At 71.7% G+C, this 16,542-nt stretch carries 15 protein-coding genes; 8 read left to right on the top strand and 7 right to left on the bottom strand.

What is annotated here, in order from left to right:
* Nucleotides 1-74: 74 nt before the first annotated feature.
* From F6W97_RS25655 to F6W97_RS25625, 7 genes are all read left to right on the top strand, one after another.
* Complete coding sequence (locus tag F6W97_RS25655; RefSeq protein WP_230686954.1) at nucleotides 75-1,481, top strand: family 43 glycosylhydrolase; 1,407 nt, start codon at nucleotides 75-77, stop codon at nucleotides 1,479-1,481.
* A 135-nt stretch (nucleotides 1,482-1,616) separates the two neighbouring features.
* Nucleotides 1,617-2,453 (top strand): ABC transporter ATP-binding protein, encoded by an 837-nt coding sequence (locus F6W97_RS25650; protein ID WP_155372937.1) that lies wholly within the window; start codon nucleotides 1,617-1,619, stop codon nucleotides 2,451-2,453.
* Nucleotides 2,450-3,271 carry an ABC transporter permease gene (locus tag F6W97_RS25645; RefSeq protein WP_155372936.1) on the top strand — a complete coding sequence of 274 codons (822 nt, stop codon included), beginning with the start codon at nucleotides 2,450-2,452 and terminating at the stop codon, nucleotides 3,269-3,271. Before F6W97_RS25650 ends, F6W97_RS25645 begins: the two co-directional genes overlap by 4 nt.
* Entirely contained in the window at nucleotides 3,268-4,482 is a 1,215-nt protein-coding gene (locus tag F6W97_RS25640; RefSeq protein ID WP_155372935.1) for a sensor histidine kinase, read from the top strand. Before F6W97_RS25645 ends, F6W97_RS25640 begins: the two co-directional genes overlap by 4 nt.
* Nucleotides 4,479-5,099, top strand: a complete 621-nt coding sequence (locus tag F6W97_RS25635; protein WP_155372934.1) for a response regulator — start codon at nucleotides 4,479-4,481, stop codon at nucleotides 5,097-5,099. Before F6W97_RS25640 ends, F6W97_RS25635 begins: the two co-directional genes overlap by 4 nt.
* Nucleotides 5,100-5,176: 77 nt before the next feature.
* Entirely contained in the window at nucleotides 5,177-6,499 is a 1,323-nt protein-coding gene (locus tag F6W97_RS25630; protein ID WP_155372933.1) for a sensor histidine kinase, read from the top strand.
* Complete coding sequence (locus F6W97_RS25625) at nucleotides 6,487-7,152, top strand: response regulator transcription factor (RefSeq protein ID WP_196279309.1); 666 nt, start codon at nucleotides 6,487-6,489, stop codon at nucleotides 7,150-7,152. The genes F6W97_RS25630 and F6W97_RS25625 overlap by 13 nt, the downstream gene beginning before the upstream one ends.
* Before the next feature lie 87 nt (nucleotides 7,153-7,239).
* Here F6W97_RS25625 and F6W97_RS25620 read toward each other — a convergent pair whose 3' ends face one another.
* The 7 genes from F6W97_RS25620 to F6W97_RS25590 all read right to left on the bottom strand — a co-directional run bounded on the left by F6W97_RS25620 (nucleotide 7,240) and on the right by F6W97_RS25590 (nucleotide 15,081).
* On the bottom strand, nucleotides 7,240-7,815 hold the full coding sequence (locus F6W97_RS25620; RefSeq protein WP_155372931.1) for a hypothetical protein: 576 nt from the start codon (nucleotides 7,813-7,815) through the stop codon (nucleotides 7,240-7,242).
* A gap of 355 nt (nucleotides 7,816-8,170) precedes the next feature.
* The gene (locus tag F6W97_RS25615; protein WP_155372930.1) at nucleotides 8,171-8,803 is read right to left on the bottom strand and encodes a DUF624 domain-containing protein; all 633 of its coding nucleotides are present in this window, start codon (nucleotides 8,801-8,803) and stop codon (nucleotides 8,171-8,173) included.
* A 6-nt stretch (nucleotides 8,804-8,809) separates the two neighbouring features.
* Nucleotides 8,810-9,673 (bottom strand): carbohydrate ABC transporter permease, encoded by an 864-nt coding sequence (locus tag F6W97_RS25610; protein ID WP_155372929.1) that lies wholly within the window; start codon nucleotides 9,671-9,673, stop codon nucleotides 8,810-8,812.
* Complete coding sequence (locus tag F6W97_RS25605; RefSeq protein WP_155372928.1) at nucleotides 9,670-10,611, bottom strand: carbohydrate ABC transporter permease; 942 nt, start codon at nucleotides 10,609-10,611, stop codon at nucleotides 9,670-9,672. The genes F6W97_RS25610 and F6W97_RS25605 overlap by 4 nt, the downstream gene beginning before the upstream one ends.
* A 61-nt stretch (nucleotides 10,612-10,672) precedes the next feature.
* Entirely contained in the window at nucleotides 10,673-11,938 is a 1,266-nt protein-coding gene (locus F6W97_RS25600) for an ABC transporter substrate-binding protein (protein WP_230686953.1), read from the bottom strand.
* 27 nt (nucleotides 11,939-11,965) lie between these two features.
* Nucleotides 11,966-14,074, bottom strand: a complete 2,109-nt coding sequence (locus tag F6W97_RS25595; RefSeq protein ID WP_155372927.1) for a DUF2264 domain-containing protein — start codon at nucleotides 14,072-14,074, stop codon at nucleotides 11,966-11,968.
* Nucleotides 14,071-15,081 (bottom strand): hydroxyacid dehydrogenase, encoded by a 1,011-nt coding sequence (locus F6W97_RS25590; protein ID WP_155372926.1) that lies wholly within the window; start codon nucleotides 15,079-15,081, stop codon nucleotides 14,071-14,073. Before F6W97_RS25590 ends, F6W97_RS25595 begins: the two co-directional genes overlap by 4 nt.
* Nucleotides 15,082-15,412: 331 nt before the next feature.
* Between F6W97_RS25590 and F6W97_RS25585 the strand changes: the two genes are divergently transcribed.
* Nucleotides 15,413-16,540 (top strand): substrate-binding domain-containing protein, encoded by a 1,128-nt coding sequence (locus F6W97_RS25585; protein ID WP_155372925.1) that lies wholly within the window; start codon nucleotides 15,413-15,415, stop codon nucleotides 16,538-16,540.
* Nucleotides 16,541-16,542: the final 2 nt, after the last annotated feature.

Genomic DNA, 16,542 nt, shown 5'->3' with positions numbered 1-16,542 from the left:
CGACTGGCACAGCCCGGCGGGCCGGTCGCATGCTCTGTCGCATCCGCGCCACCTTCCCGACGGGAGCTGACCCGATGCGACGCCTGGCTGTGCTGTGCATGATGCTCGTACTGCTCTTACCCGCCGCGCCCGCGCTGGCCGCGGGCACGTTCACCAATCCCCTCAACGGCAGCGCGGACCCGACGCTGACGTTCGTCAACGGCAACTACTACCTCGCCACGACGCTCGGGGACCGGATCGGGATCTGGAAGTCGCCGACGCTGGCGGGGCTGGCCACCTCCGGCGAGCACACGGTGTGGCGCGACAGCGACCCGAGCCGCAACCAGCAGATGTGGGCCCCGGGCCTGTACCGCTTCGGGCAGCGCTGGTACGTCTACTACACGGCCAGCAACGGCGTCGACGCCAACCACCGCACCTACGTGATCGAGTCCGACGGCGACGACCCGCTGGGCCCGTACCACTTCAAGGCGCGCATCGCCGACCACGGCGAGTACGCCATCGACGGCGAGCCGTTCGTGCACAACGGGCAGATGTACTTCGCGTGGAGCGGCCCCGGCCGCGGCATGGGCGGCCCGGCGCAGATCTACCTGCAGCGCATGGACTCACCGTGGTCGACGACCGGTTCCCGGATGGCGCTGCCGGCCAGCGGCGGCTGCACCGAGGTGCGCGAGGGCGCGGTCGGGCTGCGCGGCAACGGGCGGCTGTTCCTGGTCTACTCGACCTGCGACACCGGCAAGCCCGACTACCAACTATGGATGAAGTCCATCGCCGACGGCGCCGACCCCCTGGTGCCGGGCAACTGGGTGCAGCACGCGGGCCCGGTGTTCTGGCGCAACGACGCCGCGGGCGTGTTCGGGCCAGGCCACAACGGGTTCTTCAAGTCCCCGGACGGAACCGAGGACTGGATCGTCTACCACGGCAAGACCACCTCGGCGTACACCTACGCGGGCCGCACCACCCGCGCACAGAAGATCACCTGGAACGGGGACGGAACCCCGAACTTCGGCCGCCCGTACGCGCTGGGCACGCCGCTGACGCCGCCGTCGGGCGACCCGGACAACCCGTCCACGGCCTGGTCGGCGATCGTCGACAACACCACCGAGGGCCGGTTCACCGCGAGCGCGAACTGGGGTGTGTCGTCGTACTCGGTGCAGCGCTACGGGGCCGACTACCGGTTCGCCGACCCGGTGTCGGCCAGTGACGCGGCCTGGTACAGGTTCGCGATCCCGGAAACCGGCACGTACCGGGTCGACGCGTGGTGGCCGTCGCTGTCGGGCTACAGCACGAAAGCGCCGTACGTCGTCGTCACCGCGAGCGGCAACCAGACGGTGAACGTCGACCAGCGGTTCAACGGCGGCTCGTGGCGCACCCTGGGCACGTTCACGCTGACCGCCGGGGACGAGAACAAGGTCGGCGTCAGCCGCTGGACCAACGGCACCGGCCTGGTCATCGCCGACGCGATACGCATCACCCGGGTCTAGCGCACGGCACGGCTTCCGGCCCTGGGACGGTGAGGCGTCCCGGGGCCGTCGCCGTCGTGTCCGTCGACCGGTGGACAGCCGGATTCCATCGCGCGGTCGTCCCGGGGGCGGTGGTCCGAAAGCGACGATCGACGTATGGCAGTCATCGAAGTCCACGGACTCCGCAAACGGTACGGGCGGCATCAGGCCGTCGACGGCATCGACCTCACCGTCGAGCGTGGCGAGGTGTTCGGGCTCCTGGGCCCCAACGGCGCGGGCAAGAGCACCACGGTGGAGATCCTGGAGGGGTACCGCCCCCGTGACGGCGGGGACGTGCTGGTGCTCGGCGAGGACCCGGGCACGGCGGGCCGGCGCTGGCGCGCCCGGATCGGGGTCGTGCTGCAGCAGGCGAACGACAGCGCGGGGCTCACCGTGCGCGAGGTCGTGCGGCACGTCGCCGGTTTCTACCCGGCGCCGCGCGACCCGGACGCCGTCATCGAGCTGTGCGGCCTGTCGGACAAGGCCGACGCGAAGCTGCGCACGCTGTCGGGCGGCCAGCGCCGCCGGGTCGACGTGGCGCTGGGCATCGTCGGCGGCCCGGAGCTGCTGTTCCTCGACGAGCCGACCACCGGGTTCGATCCGCAGGCGCGGCGGCAGTTCTGGTCGCTGATCCGCAGTCTCGCCGCCGAGGGCACCACCATCGTGCTCACCAGCCACTACCTCGACGAGGTGGAGGCCCTGGCCGGGCGGCTCGTCGTGCTGGCCGGTGGCCGGATCGTGGCCTCGGGCACGCCGCAGACGATCGGCGGGCGGACCGAGGAGTCGACGGTGAGCTGGCGCGACGCCGACGGCACGCACCAGGTCTCGGTCGCCGACCCGGCCGTGCTGCTGGGCGAACTGACCGGCCGCGACGACCCGCATCTCACCGACCTGCGGGTGCAGCGCCGCAGCCTCGAAGACGTCTACCTCGACCTGATCGGAGAATCCCGGTGACGACCCTGACCGTCCCCCTGCCCTCGACCCTGCGCACCGGACTGTCACGCGGCGTCGTCGAGGTCAAGCAGTTCTTCCGCGAGCGCGACGCGGTGGTGTTCACCTTCGCACTGCCCTCCTGCATCCTGATCATGCTCGGGTTCATCTTCGACGAGCCCCTGGACGGGTACGCCGACGTGCACGTCAGCCAGGTCTTCGCCGCTGGGATGATCGCGTACGGGATCGTGTCGACCGCGTTCATCAGCATCGGTGTCGGCATCAGCGGTGACCGCGACGACGGCACGCTAAAGCGGCTGCGGGCGACGCCCGCGACCGCCGGGGCGTACCTCATCGGCAAGGTCGTCCTGGTGACCGTGACCACGCTGGCGGAGATCACGCTGATGCTCGCGGTCGGGGTGGTGCTGTTCGACCTGCGGCTGCCGACCGACGCGGGACGCTGGCTGACCTTCGGGTGGCTGCTGGCCCTGTCGATCGTCGCCTGCACGCTGCTGGGCATCGCGGCCAGCTCGCTGGCCCGTTCGGCCCGCAGCGCCCCGGCGGTGCTGAACCTGCCGGTGCTGGCGCTGCAGTTCTCGTCCGGCATCTTCGTCAGCATCGCCGCGCTGCCGGCGGCGATGACCGCAGTATCGTCATTGTTCCCTGTGAAGTGGATGGGGCAGGGTTTCCGGTCGGTGTTCCTGCCCGACGGGCTGGCGGCGCAGGAGGTGGCGGGACAGTGGGAGCACGGCAGGACGGCACTGGTGCTGGCGGCGTGGTGCGCGCTCGGCCTGGTGCTGTGCCTGGCGACGTTCCGCTGGACCGACCGGCGCACCCGGTGACGTCCCCGACGCACGGCCCGGCGGTCGGCCCGACCGCCAAGCCGTGCCCGTCCCGGCGGTGGCTGTGGCGCTGGGACATCTACCTGGTCACCTGCCTCGCCGTCGTGGCCGTGTCGGTGGCCCGGCACACCGAGATCGGCGCCGCGGCGCGGACCGTCGGCGTTTCCTGCATCGTGCTCATGGCACTGGGCTGGGCCGTCGGGCGGCGCACCGCACCCGACGACGGCGACCACGGCCATGAGACGGCCGCCGGCCGCTGGTTCGTCGCCTTCATCATCGTGCTGTTCGTCGTGGCGGTGGCGGCCGACGCGATGAGCTCGTTCGCACTGTTCGCGCTGTGCCCGATGGTGTTCCTGTGCCTGTCGCAGCGGCCGGCGCTGCTGGCGGTGGCGGTGCTGAACCTGGCCCCGCTGCCGATCTACGCGCTGCGTGGGGCCGACCTGGCGGCCATGCGTACCGGCATCGCCATCGGGGTGCTGGGCCTGACGTTCTCGGCACTGATCGGCACCACCATCGACCGTGTCACGAGCCAGAACGCCGAACGAGGCCGGCTCATCGAGGACCTGGAGGCCAGCCGGGCCGAGGTCGCCGCGCTGTCGCACGAGGCCGGTGCCGCCGCGGAGCGGGCCCGGCTCGCCGCCGACATCCACGACACCCTCGCCCAAGGCTTCACCAGCATCGTCACGCTGCTGCAGGCGGCCGAGTCCGAGCTGGACACCGACCGGGCCGCGGCCGACCGGCACCTCGCGCTCGCGGTCCGCACCGCCCGCGACAACCTCGCCGAGGCCCGGGCGATGGTCACCGTGCTCACCCCGGCCGAGCTGCGGACCGCGACACTGGCCGAGGTGGCGGCCCGGCAGGTCGCCCGGCTTGCCGACGACACCGGCGCGGCCACCAGCTGCACCGTCGAGAACCTGCCGGCGGGCCTGCCCACGGCCGTCGAGGTGGTGCTGATACGGGCGCTGCAGGAGTCGCTGGCCAACATCCGCAAGCACGCGGGCGCGGCCACGGTCACCGTGGACCTGATCGGCGCCGGCGACGCGGTCGTGCTCACCGTCTCCGACGACGGCGCGGGCTTCGACCCGGCGACCGCCACGGGCGGCTACGGCCTGCGCGGCATCCTGGCCCGGGTCGAGCAGGTGGCCGGGAAACTGACCGTCCGCTCGGCACCCGGCCTCGGCACCACCCTCACCCTGGAGCTGCCCGCATGATCACGGTACTGCTGGTCGACGACCACCCGGTCGTACGCGACGGGCTGCGCGGCATGCTCAACGCCGAGCCCGACATCGACGTGGTCGGGCAGGCCGGCTCCGGTGCCGAAGCGGTCGTCGTGGCCCGGTCGCTGCGGCCCGCCGTGATCCTCATGGACCTGCGGATGCCGGGCGGCGACGGAGCGACCGCGACCGGGCTGATCCGGGCCGAGCTGCGCGACACCCACGTGGTCGTGCTCACCACCTACGACACCGACGCCGACATCCTGCGCGCGGTGGAGGCCGGCGCGTCCAAATACCTGCTCAAGGACGCCACCCGGGCGGAGCTGACCGCCGCGGTGCGCGCCGCCAGCCGAGGCGAGACGGTGCTCGCGCCCTCGGTCGCCGGGCGGCTGATCCGGCAGGTCCGCACCGGCCCGACGCAGCAGCAGCTGTCGGCGCGGGAGGTCGAGGTCCTCGGGCTCGTCGCGCAGGGCAGCACCAACGCCGACATCGGCCGGCAGCTGCACATCAGCGAGGCCACGGTGAAGACGCACCTGCTGCGCACGTTCGCCAAGCTCGACGTGTCCGACCGCACCGCCGCGGTGACCAAGGCGATGGCCCGCGGCCTGCTGTGACAGGTATGCCTGGCACTACCTCCGATCCGCCCCCTGGACGGCTGGGCCGGGCCGCCGCCGCTGGCTAGCGTGTTCACATGCCCTCTGAGCAGCCACATCACCTCCTCGCCGCCCTCGCCTCACGCCGCTACCTGATCTCAGAGTGGCCCTGGCGAGCCCTGTTCTACGTCCTGACCGCACTGCCCGTCGTCGGCGTCGCCGCGCTGCTCCTGTCGCCGGTCACGGTGCCGGGCGCAGCTCTAATCGTGCAGGCCACCAAGGGCTACCCAGGCGTCCCGTTCCTGCTGGCGGTCGCGGGGCTCGCCACGATCGGGCTGGCCGCGGTCGGCCCGCTGCTGGCGGCCCCGTTCGCCGCGCTGGAACGCCGCCGTCTGGCCATCGCCGACCCGCGCCCCGTCGAACCGGCGGCCCGGGTGAGCAGCGCGGCCTCCTGGTTCAGCGCCCGCTACGCCGAGCCCGCCGCCTGGCGCGAGCTGCTGTACCTGATGCTGCTGGCCACGGTCGCGCCGCTCGCGTACGGCGCGCTGGCCTTCGCCGCGTTGGTCGTCGGCACGCTGGTGATCAGTCCACTGCTGATACCCAGAAGTGTCGACGGCGCGATGTCCGCGATCAGCCTGGGTCCGTGGCAGGTGACGTCCTTGGCGGAGGCGATCCCGTTCGTGCTCCTGGGCCTGGCCCTGCTGCCCGTGCTGGCGTACCTGACCGGCCTGCTCGCCGCCGCCCACGCCGCGACCGCACGGGCGCTGCTCGGCGGCGGCGGGCAGGCCGAGCTGCGGGAGGTGGCCCGCTCGCGGACCAGGCTCGTCGACGCGTTCGACGCCGAGCGCCGCCGCATCGAACGCGACCTGCACGACGGCGCGCAGCACCGGCTGACCAGCCTCACCCTGCAGCTCGGCGTCGCCCGGCTGGACCTGCCCGACGACACGCCCGCCGCGGCGGCCCTGGACCGGGCGCACGCCGAGGCCAAGGACCTGATGGTGCTGCTGCGCGATCTCGTGCACGGCATCAGCCCGCAGACACTGGCCGACCTCGGCCTGCCCGCCGCACTGCGCGACCTGGCCGACCGCAGCCCGCTCGACGTCGCGGTGACCGTCGAGCCCGGCGTGGCCGACCGCTACCCGTCGCGGCTGGAGAACACCGCGTACTTCGCCGCCTCCGAGGCGCTGGGCAACGTCGCCAAACACGCCGGGGCCGCGACGGCCGCGGTGCGGCTCGCCCACCACGGCGACACGCTGGTCGTCGAGGTCCACGACGACGGTGCGGGCGGGGCCGATCCGGCTCGCGGCACGGGCCTGACCGGTCTGGCCGACCGGGTCGCGGCGGTGGGCGGGCGGCTGCTGCTGTCCAGCCCGGCCGGGGGCCCTACGCTCGTACGCGTGGAGCTGCCGTGTCTGCCGTGACCAGGGTCGTGCTGGCCGAGGACGGCGTGCTGCTGCGCGAAGGCCTGGCCGGGGTGCTGGAGCGCTTCGGGTTCGCGGTGGTGGCGGCGGTCGGTGACGCCGGCGCGCTGCTCGACGCCGTCGCGGCCGAGGACCCGGATCTCGTGATCACCGACATCCGGATGCCGCCCGGGTTCACCGACGAGGGGCTGCGGGCCGCGCTGGCGCTGCGGGCCGCGGATCCGGGCCGGGCGGTCGTCGTGCTCAGCCAGTACGTGCAGGCCGAGTACGCGGCGCGGCTGCTCGACAGCGGTGACGGGCGGCGGGTCGGCTACCTGCTCAAGGACCGGATCGTCGACATCGCGGACTTCGTCGGGGCGCTGCGCTCGGTGCTCGGCGGCGGCACCGTGATCGACCCGGACGTGGTGCGGCGGCTGCTGGCCCATCGCCGCGACCCGGTCGCCGAGCTGTCACCGCGTGAGCGGGAGGTGCTGGCGCTGGTCGCCGAAGGCCACTCGAACGCCGCGATAGCGCGGCGGCTCACGGTCACCGAGGCGGCCGTCGGCAAGCACGTCGGCAACATCCTCGCCAAGCTCGGGCTCCCCCCGACCGACGACACGAACCGGCGGGTGCTGGCCGTGCTCGCCTACCTCCGGTCCAACCCGCAGCTCTGAACCGACCCGGCTGCCTGCGTCGACAGCCCTCTGGTGAACCGGGTCTCCCGCGAGGGGCGGCGGGCTTGGCGGTGACATCACCGGGCGTCAGGCCGGCGGTGCGCCAGAAGCTCGGGCCTGCGCCTCGCGTCGCCGGCGGGACGCGGCGCGGTGTCGCAGGCGCCGCTGCTTCGCGGTCGTCGCCGGCGGATCGGGTGGCGGCGTCACCCACTGCCAGAACGCCCAGCACGCGAGGCCGAGCATGAACAGGCCTGCCGCCAGCGAGAGCGGCCAGTCGGAGTCGATCGGGTACGCGTATGCCGCGTCCGGTCCGGTGACCTGCGACGGGAACTCTCGATCGGCCGGGGCCGCGGCAGTCTGGTCCTGCTCGAATGCCGGCACCAGTTCCACCTTGTCGATGACAAGCGTGCCGTCCGCCGAGCGGAAGCGGCCCGCGCAGATCCAGTCACCGCCTTTGCGGCCGTCGTGGCGTTCGCAACTGGTGACCAGCAGGGTGCCGTCGACACCGGACACACTCGCACGCATCGCGTCGATCCCGGAGCGCAGCGGGAAGGAGGCGCAGAGCACGACGAACCCGACCCAGAGCGCACCAAGCACGTTCCGCCAACCCAACTCGGCGACGTGGGCGGCGCGGACGCGCAGCGCCTCCTTGACATCGATCACCCGCAGACCATAACCACGGGGTGCCACCCCTGAGTCACGTCATCGTTCCTGCCGCTTGACGACCCACATGCGATACAGGACGTGGAAGCCGACCTAGTCGGCGAGATTGCGGACGATGTCGACCGTCATACGCAGGCACATGGCGGCCCAGTCGACGAGGTGACCCTGGTAGCCGGCGTCGGCTTGGCCGCAGACCGGGTAGAAGGACACTGTGGGGCCTTCGGGAGGGCTTGGCGTAGACAACCAAAGCGATACATGAAGGCCCCACCTTCGTCAGCCCGAAACGCCGAAACGGGCTGATGTTCGGCCACACCTCAGCCGTCGCCCGCGTCGCTGGCATCGCTTCGACGGGCCCTTAGCGCGTGGCGGTGAGGTGGCGGGTGTTGGCCCAGACCGCGTAGAGAGCGGGGGCGGGCAGCAGGAACAGCCCGATCGCCGGTTTGGCTACGATCGCGGCGGCGAGCACGCCCAGGATCGCGAGGTTGGCCAGGCTCAGGTACCAGTGCCGGATCGACAGGTAGGCACAGCCGAGCAGAGCCCGCCGCGACAGGCGGGCGTCGACGGCCAGCAGTGCGGTCGCCGTGACGACGACCAGGGCGATGAGCAGCGCGAGCATCGGGGTGACCGCGCCGAACGGGCCGCCGAGGGCGAGCTGGAAGTCGGCCGCGAGCACGATCACGGCAGCGGATGCGGCACCCGCGACCGCCAGCGCCCGGCCGAACGACGTCCGGTACGCGGCCCAGAAGGCCCGGCTGACGCCGTGCTCGCCGTCGGACAGTTGGCGGAACGCGGCGAACGCGGCGGCGACCGCGGGTCCGCAGAGCGCCGACAGTGCGGTGTAGAACGGCCAGGCCTGTAGCGGGCTGCCGCCGACGGTGAGTGCGGCGAGCAGTGGCAGGCAGGCCGCGACCAGGCACAGGTTGATCTTCAGGCCGGCGTACACGGTGCCGAAGACGGTGTCGTAGGGCAGCCGGGCGAGCAGTCGCATGTCAGCTCACCCCTTCATGCCGGAGGAGGCGATGCCCTGGATGAAGTGGCGCTGGCCGAGCAGGAAGATGATCGTGATGGGCAGCACGGACAGCACCGACCCGGTCATGATCATCGCGTAGTCGGCGTCGAACTGGCCGACGAACGAGCGCAGGCCGAGCTGGATCGTCCACAGGTCGTTGCTGGTCAGGTAGATGAACGGCCCCATGTAGTCGTTCCAGGTGTTGACGAAGGTGAGCAGGGCCAGACTCGCCAGGGCCGGTTTCGACAGCGGCAAGATGATCCGCGCCCAGATGCCGTACTCGGACAGCCCGTCGACGCGGGCCGCTTCGCACAGCTCGTCGGGGATGGTCAGGTAGTACTGGCGCATCAGGAAGACGCCGAACGCGCCGAAGGCCTGCAGCAGGATCAGCGACCAGAACGTGTCGGTCAGCTCGGCCTTCTGCATCATGATGTACTGCGGGATCATGTACGCCTGCCAGGGCACGGCGATGGTCGCGATGTACATCAGGAACAGCGTGTCACGGCCCCGGAAGCGGACCTTGGCGAACCCGTACGCGGCGAAGCTGCCGGTCAGCACCTGCAGGAACGTGATGACCAGGCTCAGGAACACGGTGTTGCCGAGGTAGGTCGCCAGCGGCACCCGGGTCCAGATGTCGGCGAAGTTGTGCCACTGGAAGTCCTTGGGGATCCACTGGATCGGGATGGTGAACACGTCGTTGTTACGTTTGAGCGACGCGCTGACCATCCACAGGAACGGCACCAGGATCAGCAGCGCGGCCAGGGTCAGCGCCACGTACAGGGCGACCCGGCGGACGATGGCGAGCGGGCCGCGGGCCCGCGGGGCCGCGGCCGTGTCGACGGTGCTCATCGGCGCTCCCTTCGGCTGTTGAACCAGAACTGGACGAGGGTGAACACCAGCACGAGCAGGAACAGCACCAGCGAGATCGCCGAGGCGTAGCCGAACTCGCCCTCGATGATGCCGCGGCGGTAGATCTGCTGGGACAGCACCAGCGTGGCGCGGCCGGGGCCGCCGTCGGTCATGACGACGACGAGGTCGAAGACCTTGAAGCTCTGCACTGTCAGCAGGATGAGCACGAGGAAGGTGACCGGCCGCAGGCCGGGCAGGGTGACCGCGCGGAATCGCTGCCACGTGCTCGCGCCGTCGACCTTGGCGGCCTCGTACTGCTCGACCGGGATGGCCTGCAGCCCGGCCAGGAACAGCACCATGTAGTAGCCCATGTCGCGCCACACGCTGGTCAGGATGATCGCGGGCATGGCCCAGGTGGTGCTCGTGGTCCACCCGGGCGGGCTGTCGACGCCGAGGAACTGCAGGAACTGGTTGACCGGCCCGAACTGCGGGTTGAACAGCATGTTCCACACCACGGCGACGGCGACCATCGAGGTGATGTACGGGAAGAACGCCGCGGCGCGGAAGAAGCCGACGCCGGCGATCTTGCGGTTGAGCAGCAGGGCCAGGCCGAGCGCGGCGAGCATGGTCAGCGGCACGTGGCCGAGGGCGTAGAAGGCCGTGTTGCGCAGCGCGATTTTGGTGGATTCGTCGTTGAGTAGCCGCTGGAAGTTGTCCAGGCCGACCCACTCGGGCGGGTTGTAGGAGTCCCACTCCATGAACGACAGGGCGAACGCGGCGATCACCGGCACGAGGGTGAGCACGGCGAAGCCGAGGAAGTTCGGCAGGATGAAGCTCCAGCCGATGAGCGTGTTGCGCCGGGCGCGCCGTCGGTCGCGCGCCCGCGGCGAAGGGGCTGCGCTCGCGGTCGCCGGCGTCGCGGTGAGCAGGTCTGCCATCTCGTCCTCCCGGGTGCCGCGGGGACGGCCGGGCGGCCGTCCCCGCGTACCTGCGCGTGGGTCAGTTGACCTCGGTCTTGACGCGGGACTCCATCTCCTTGATCGCGTCGTCGAGCGACTTCTGCTTGGTCATGATGAGCTGGTGTTCCTCGTTGAGGATCGTGTCGATCTTCGCGGTCTTGTCGCTGACCGGCATCTCGGGGTTCACCTTGTCCGGGGTGAACGCCTTCTTCGACAGCTCGTCGGTGGGCATGCCTGGCAGCGCGAAGTACTGCTTGCTGATCTCGTCGCTCTGGTAGGCCGGGACCACGCCGATGCCGGTGATGGCCTTGGCGCCCGCCAGCGAGCTGGCGAACTCGACGAACTTCTGCGCCGCGTCGGCGTGCTTGGCCTTCTTGTTCACCGCGAAGGCGGTCGGCGCGCCGAACGTGGTGACGCCGGTCGCGCCGGGGCGCTGCGGCATCGGGGCGATGGCCCAGTCCGCGTCGGTGGTGCCCTTCTTCTTCTCCGACAGGATCTTCGCGATGTACCAGGTGCCCATCGGCAGCATCGCGGTCTTGCCGGATTCGAACATCGAGGCGTAGCCGGTCTTCTGGGTGACCGCGGTGCCGAAGTCGAGGGTGGCCCCGGCCTCCTGCAGCGCCAGCGCGGTCTTGTACTGGTCGGCGAAGAACTTGTAGTCGCCGGCGAGCTGGTCGCCGCCGGTCTGCGCGGCCGAGATGGCCTGCACGACCGAGCGCCAGGTGTGCTGGTAGGCGCCGTAGACCTTCTTGTCGCCGGTGCCCGTGGTCAGCTTCTTGGCCACCTCGACGTACTGGTCCCAGGTCAGGTTCGTCGGGTAGGGCTGCCCGGCGGCGTCGAACATCTTCTTGTTGTAGTACAGGACCCAGAAGTCCTGCCGGTAGGGCAGCGCGTAGTACTTGTCGCCGTCCTGCTTGTACTGGTCGAGCCCGGCGAGTTTCTGGCCCTCGGCCGACGTCGCCAGCGAGGTGACGTCCTTGAGCTGGCCACGGCCGGAGAAGCGCACGTAGTCGGCCAGCGTCTTCATGGTGATGACGTCGGTGGTGTCACCGCCGGCGAGCATCGTGGTGACCTTGGTCGGGTAGTCGGCGGCGAGGATGTCGACCGGCTTGATGGTGATGTCCGGGTTCGCCTGGTGGAAGGCGTCGAACAGGGTCTGGAACTCGGGCGTGGAGGCGAGGTTCCACACGGCCACGGTGAGCTCGACGGGGCCGCTCTCGGCGTCGTCGTCACCGGAGCCGCACGCGGCCAGCGGCAGGGCGACTGCCATCGCCAGGCCGACCGCCAGCATCTTCCTTCTCTTCACGAACGTTCCTTCCTAAAGGACGGCCGCTTACGCGGCGGAGGATCTGTTCTGTGCGTGGTGGTGCGGGCCGGTCGGCGGCGCGGGCAGCGCCGCCGTCGTGGTGGCCTGGTCGGGCCACGTGACCCGGACGACCGGCGCGTCCTCGGGTCCCGAGATCTGGGCCAGCGGCGCACGCGCGCCGCCGTTGAGCGCGAACGCGGCCACCTGCCAGCCGGTGTCACCCGGCCTGGTCTGCAGCCATGGGATGGCGGTCCACTCGGCCAGCGGGGTCGCGTCGTGCACGGTGTGCACTCCGGCGACGTCGAGGCCGTGCAGCCCGACCGCGGTCGAGGTGAGCGTGGTGCCGACGGCTTCGGCGACAGGCTGGCCGGGTGCCTCGACCTGCGGCGCGGGCAGACCCGGCGCCCGGAAGTCGACATCGCCCGGCGCGGCCGGATCCGTCTCCCGGGCGGCGGCGCCGGCGACCGGGCTCGACAGGTCGGCGGCGGCTGCGACCGGGACCGGCCAGCCGCCGACACGAAGCGCCGTGACCTGGTCCCAGCCGGGCGCACCGGCGGGGTCGACGTGGATCAGCCGGACCTCCCATGCGCCGCGCACCACCGACACGGTGGTGACGGTGGCCGCGTCGACGGCGTCGCCCGGCAGGCCGGAGCCGTGGTCGGGGGCGTTGCGGTCCGGTTTGACCCAGCGGCAGCGGGCACGCGAGGCCAGCACGGCGGCGTCCCCGTCGAGGGCCCGTACGTCCAGGGTGGTGAAGCCGCTGCGGTGAGTGGCTTCGCCGTGCGCGTCGAGCAGCACCACGGACTGGTCGAGCGGGGAGTCCCAGCCGTCGTCGTCCATCGCCGGGGCGGTCGCGGTCGAGTAGGCCAGCCGCGCGTACAGCGGTGAGTCGGTGCTGCGGTCACCGGGCCGGGCGTGGTCGGTGCCGTGGTTGTAGACCCGCACCACCCCGTCGGCCGCGGTCGCCGACAGCGCCCAGCCGGGCGCGGTCAGCACGGCGAGCTGGTCGGCCTGCTCGACGGGCAGCGGCTGCTCGACGGCGGTCCACACCGGATGCTCGGCGGGCAGGGCCAACCCGAGCAGGCCCTTGGACGCCCAGTACGGCGAGCCCGTGCCGGAATAGCGCTGGGCGATGCGCCGCCACGGGTGATGCCAGCCCAGGTTGAGCAGCCCGTCGGCGTCGGGTGCGCCGCGGTCGGTGAAGTGCTTGACGATCCCGGACGCGGCCCGGCGCAGCAGCCCTGGAGCGAGCGCGTCGCTGCCCGCCAGCGCGCCGGCCCAGAACGGGGCGGCGGCCGCGAAGCGGTAGGTCAGGCTGCGGCCCTGGATCAGCGGCGAGCCGTCCGCGCCGACCAGCCGCACCGCGTCGAGCAGGTAGCGGTCCAGGCGCCGGGTGTATTCGGGCAGCAGCGGCGCGGCCTGCGCCTGCGCGCCGGTCATCCGGCTCCACAGGATCGGGTACAGGTGCAGCGCCCAGCCCGCGTAGTGGTCGTAGCTGCGCTCGGCCCCGTCGCAGTACCAGCCGCCGTCGCGGGCGAACGACTCGTGCATGGCCAGGTCGGCGGCCATGTCGTCGGGTGACCACGGGCCGCCGACGGAGGCGAGGAACTGCTCGACGACGATGCGGAACCAGACCCAGTTCGTCTGCGGGTAGGTGTGGTCGCCGACGACCTGGGCCAGGTAGTCGACGACCCGTTCCTGCACGGCCGGGTCGAGGTTGTCCCACAGCCACGGTCGGGTCATGTCCAGGATCAGCGCGATCGACGCGGCCTCGACCTTGGCCTGGCCGTGCTCGCGGGGCGTGACCCAGCGCTCGGAGCAGGCCGGGTCGGTGCCCGCGGCGATGCCACCCGCGTAGCGTTCGAGCAGGTTGGCCGGGTCGTTGCCGTGCTCGCCCACGACGCGGAACCCGGCGAGCAGGAACGTGCGGGCGAAGCCTTCGAGGCCGTCGACGGCGGCGCCGTACCCGCCGGGCACGCCGGGCGGCGTGATCAGCGCGCCCGTGGGCGAGGCGTGCCGCCAGGCCGAGTCGAGCAGGTGGTCGCCCAGCGCCGCCCATTCGGCGCGGGTCCAGCCGGTATGAGGAGAGATGCTCGTGCCCCCGGCGAGACCGTTCCGGCTGCTGTGCTCGCTCATGCGATCACCTCCATGGCCTCGCTGGTGACGGCATCGAGCGGGGGTTGGCCGTGCACGAGGCGGTCGAGTTCGTCGAGGGCCTGCGCGCTCAGGCGGCGGGTCTCCGAGCCGAGAGACCCCGCGATGTGCGGCGTGATCATGACGTTGGGCAGCTGGGCCAGCAGCGATCCGGCGGGCAGCGGCTCAGGGTCGGTGACGTCGAGGATGGCGTTGAGCCGGCCGGTGGCGCACTCGCGCTCCAGCGCCGCGGTGTCGATCACCGCGCCGCGGGCGGTGTTGATGACGGTCGCGCCGTCGGGCATCAGCGCCAGCTCCCGGGCTCCGAGGGTGTGCCGGGTCTGCGGCAGTTCGGGCAGGTGCAGGGAGACGATGTCGGCGTTGGCCAGCAGCTCGTCGAGTTCGACGAGGCGGCCGCCGGCGGCGGCGACGGCGGCCGGGTCGGCGTAGGGGTCGGTGACGAGCACCTGCGCGGTGTCGAGGGTCTGCAGGCGCTCGACGACGCGGCGTCCGATGCGGGAGAACCCGACGATGCCGATGGTGCGCCCGTAGTTGGACAGGTCCTCGCGGTGGTGCACGGCGTCCCAGTCGGCCGGGCGCAGCCGTGACTCGGCGGCCAGCACGTGGGCCTTCTTACCGGCGAACACGATCGCGGCGAGGGTGTACTCGGCGACCGGGGTCGCGTTGGCCTCGGCGGCGCTGGTGACGAGGATGCCGCGCCGCCAGATCTCGTCGGAGACGAGGTTGCGCACGCTGCCGGCGCAGTGCAGCACGGCGCGCAGCCGGGGTGCGGCGGCCAGCCGGTCCGGGGTCAACGTCGGGGCGCCCCAGGAGGTGAGCAGCACCTCGGTGTCGGCGAGCCGGGCCCGGGTGTGCGGGTCGTCGAGGTCGTCCGTCCAGATCGGGTCGCCGAGGTCGGCGAGCGCCCGCAGCCGTTGCAGCTCCTGTGGCCCGAATTGGAGCCGGAACGGTTCGGGCCCCATCACGAGCAGTGCCTGCGGACGGTACATGCGGTGGCCTCTCCCCAGGTTCCCAAGAGCCTTGCTGATATGTTTGTTTATGTTCGTTCGAACAGTGCGATGAGTAGACCAGCCTGGAAACTGCACGACAAGTGCCCGTTACGAAGTCGTAACATGGAACGCGTAGACCTGCGCTTTTCTTTGTGAACGAATATCTTCGTTTGAAGCGCGAGAAGGGGACGACGGTGCGACCATCCCGCCATCGATGCCCGTCCGGGCCGGTCAAGTCCGTCCGGACGGCGGCATGCCGCGTGCCGTGCCACGGCCCGCGTCCGTGCACAATCGAGCCCGACGCGCGCGACACCACCGTGGAGGCACATCCGTGACCCTGTCCGAGCCCCCGCTGCTGCCGGACCAGCGCCGCGAGCGGCTCCTGGCCGACCTGCACGCCCACGGCACGCTGCGGGTCAGCGAGATCGCCCGCGCGCTCGGCGTCACCACCGTCACCGTGCGCCGCGACATCGCCCAGCTCGCCGACGAAGGCGCGATCGAAAGAGTGCACGGCGGCATCCGGCTGCCCCGTAACGGCGAAGGGCAGCCGCACTTCAGCGTCGCCGTCGAGGAGCCGGGCCGGTCCGCCGGCACCGACGAGGCGTCATTGCCCGCTGTGGGCATGGTCGTGCCGTCACTGGACTACTACTGGCCGGAGATCGTCCGCGGCGCCCGCGACGCCGCGCCCGACGCCGGGGTCCGCATCGTGCTGCGCGGATCGTCCTACGACGACGTCGCCGACGTGCGCCGCCAGACCGCGTGGCTGCTGGAGACCGCCGGCATCCAGGGCCTGCTCATCGCACCGCCCACCCTCGGCGACGAGGCCGCGCAGCTCATCGACTGGCTGGCCGCGCTGGACATCCCGGTGGTGTTCATCGAGCGCACCGCCACCGTCGGCCTCTACCAGGAACACGTCGAGTCCGTGTCCACCGACCACGCTTTCGGGGCGAGCCTGGCCGTGCGGCACCTCGCCGCGCGCGGTCACCGCCGGGTCGGGTTCCTGGCCTCGGCCAGCAGCCCGCACACGCCCGCGGTGCGGCGCGGCTGGCAGCAGACCACCGCCGCGATCGGACTCGAACTCGACGCCCCCGAGCTGATCAGCCCCGATCACCGCGACCCCCGCTGGGACGCCGAGATCGACCGCGGCATCGACGCCTGGCTCGCCGCCGGCACCACGGCGCTGCTGGCCCACTCCGACCGGGAGGCGATCTCGCTGGTCGCCCGGTGCGAGGAGCGCGGCGTCCACGTCCCCGGCGACCTGGCCGTGGTCGCGTTCGACGACGAGGTCGCGGGGCTGGCCGACCCCGCGCTGAGCGCGATCCGTCCGGCGAAGTACACCATCGGCGAGAGCGCGATGCAGCTGCTGTCCAAGCGCCTGCTGGATCCGGGCCGGCCCGTGCACCGGGTGCTGATCAGCCCACAGCTGATCGTGCGCGACTCCAGCGGCACGCGCGGCTGACG

Source organism: Catellatospora vulcania, assembly GCF_009720385.1.
Taxonomy (GTDB): Bacteria; Actinomycetota; Actinomycetes; order Mycobacteriales; family Micromonosporaceae; genus Catellatospora; species Catellatospora vulcania.
The sequence above is the reverse complement of the archived record's forward strand: the minus strand, read 5'-3'. Positions and strand labels throughout refer to the sequence as shown.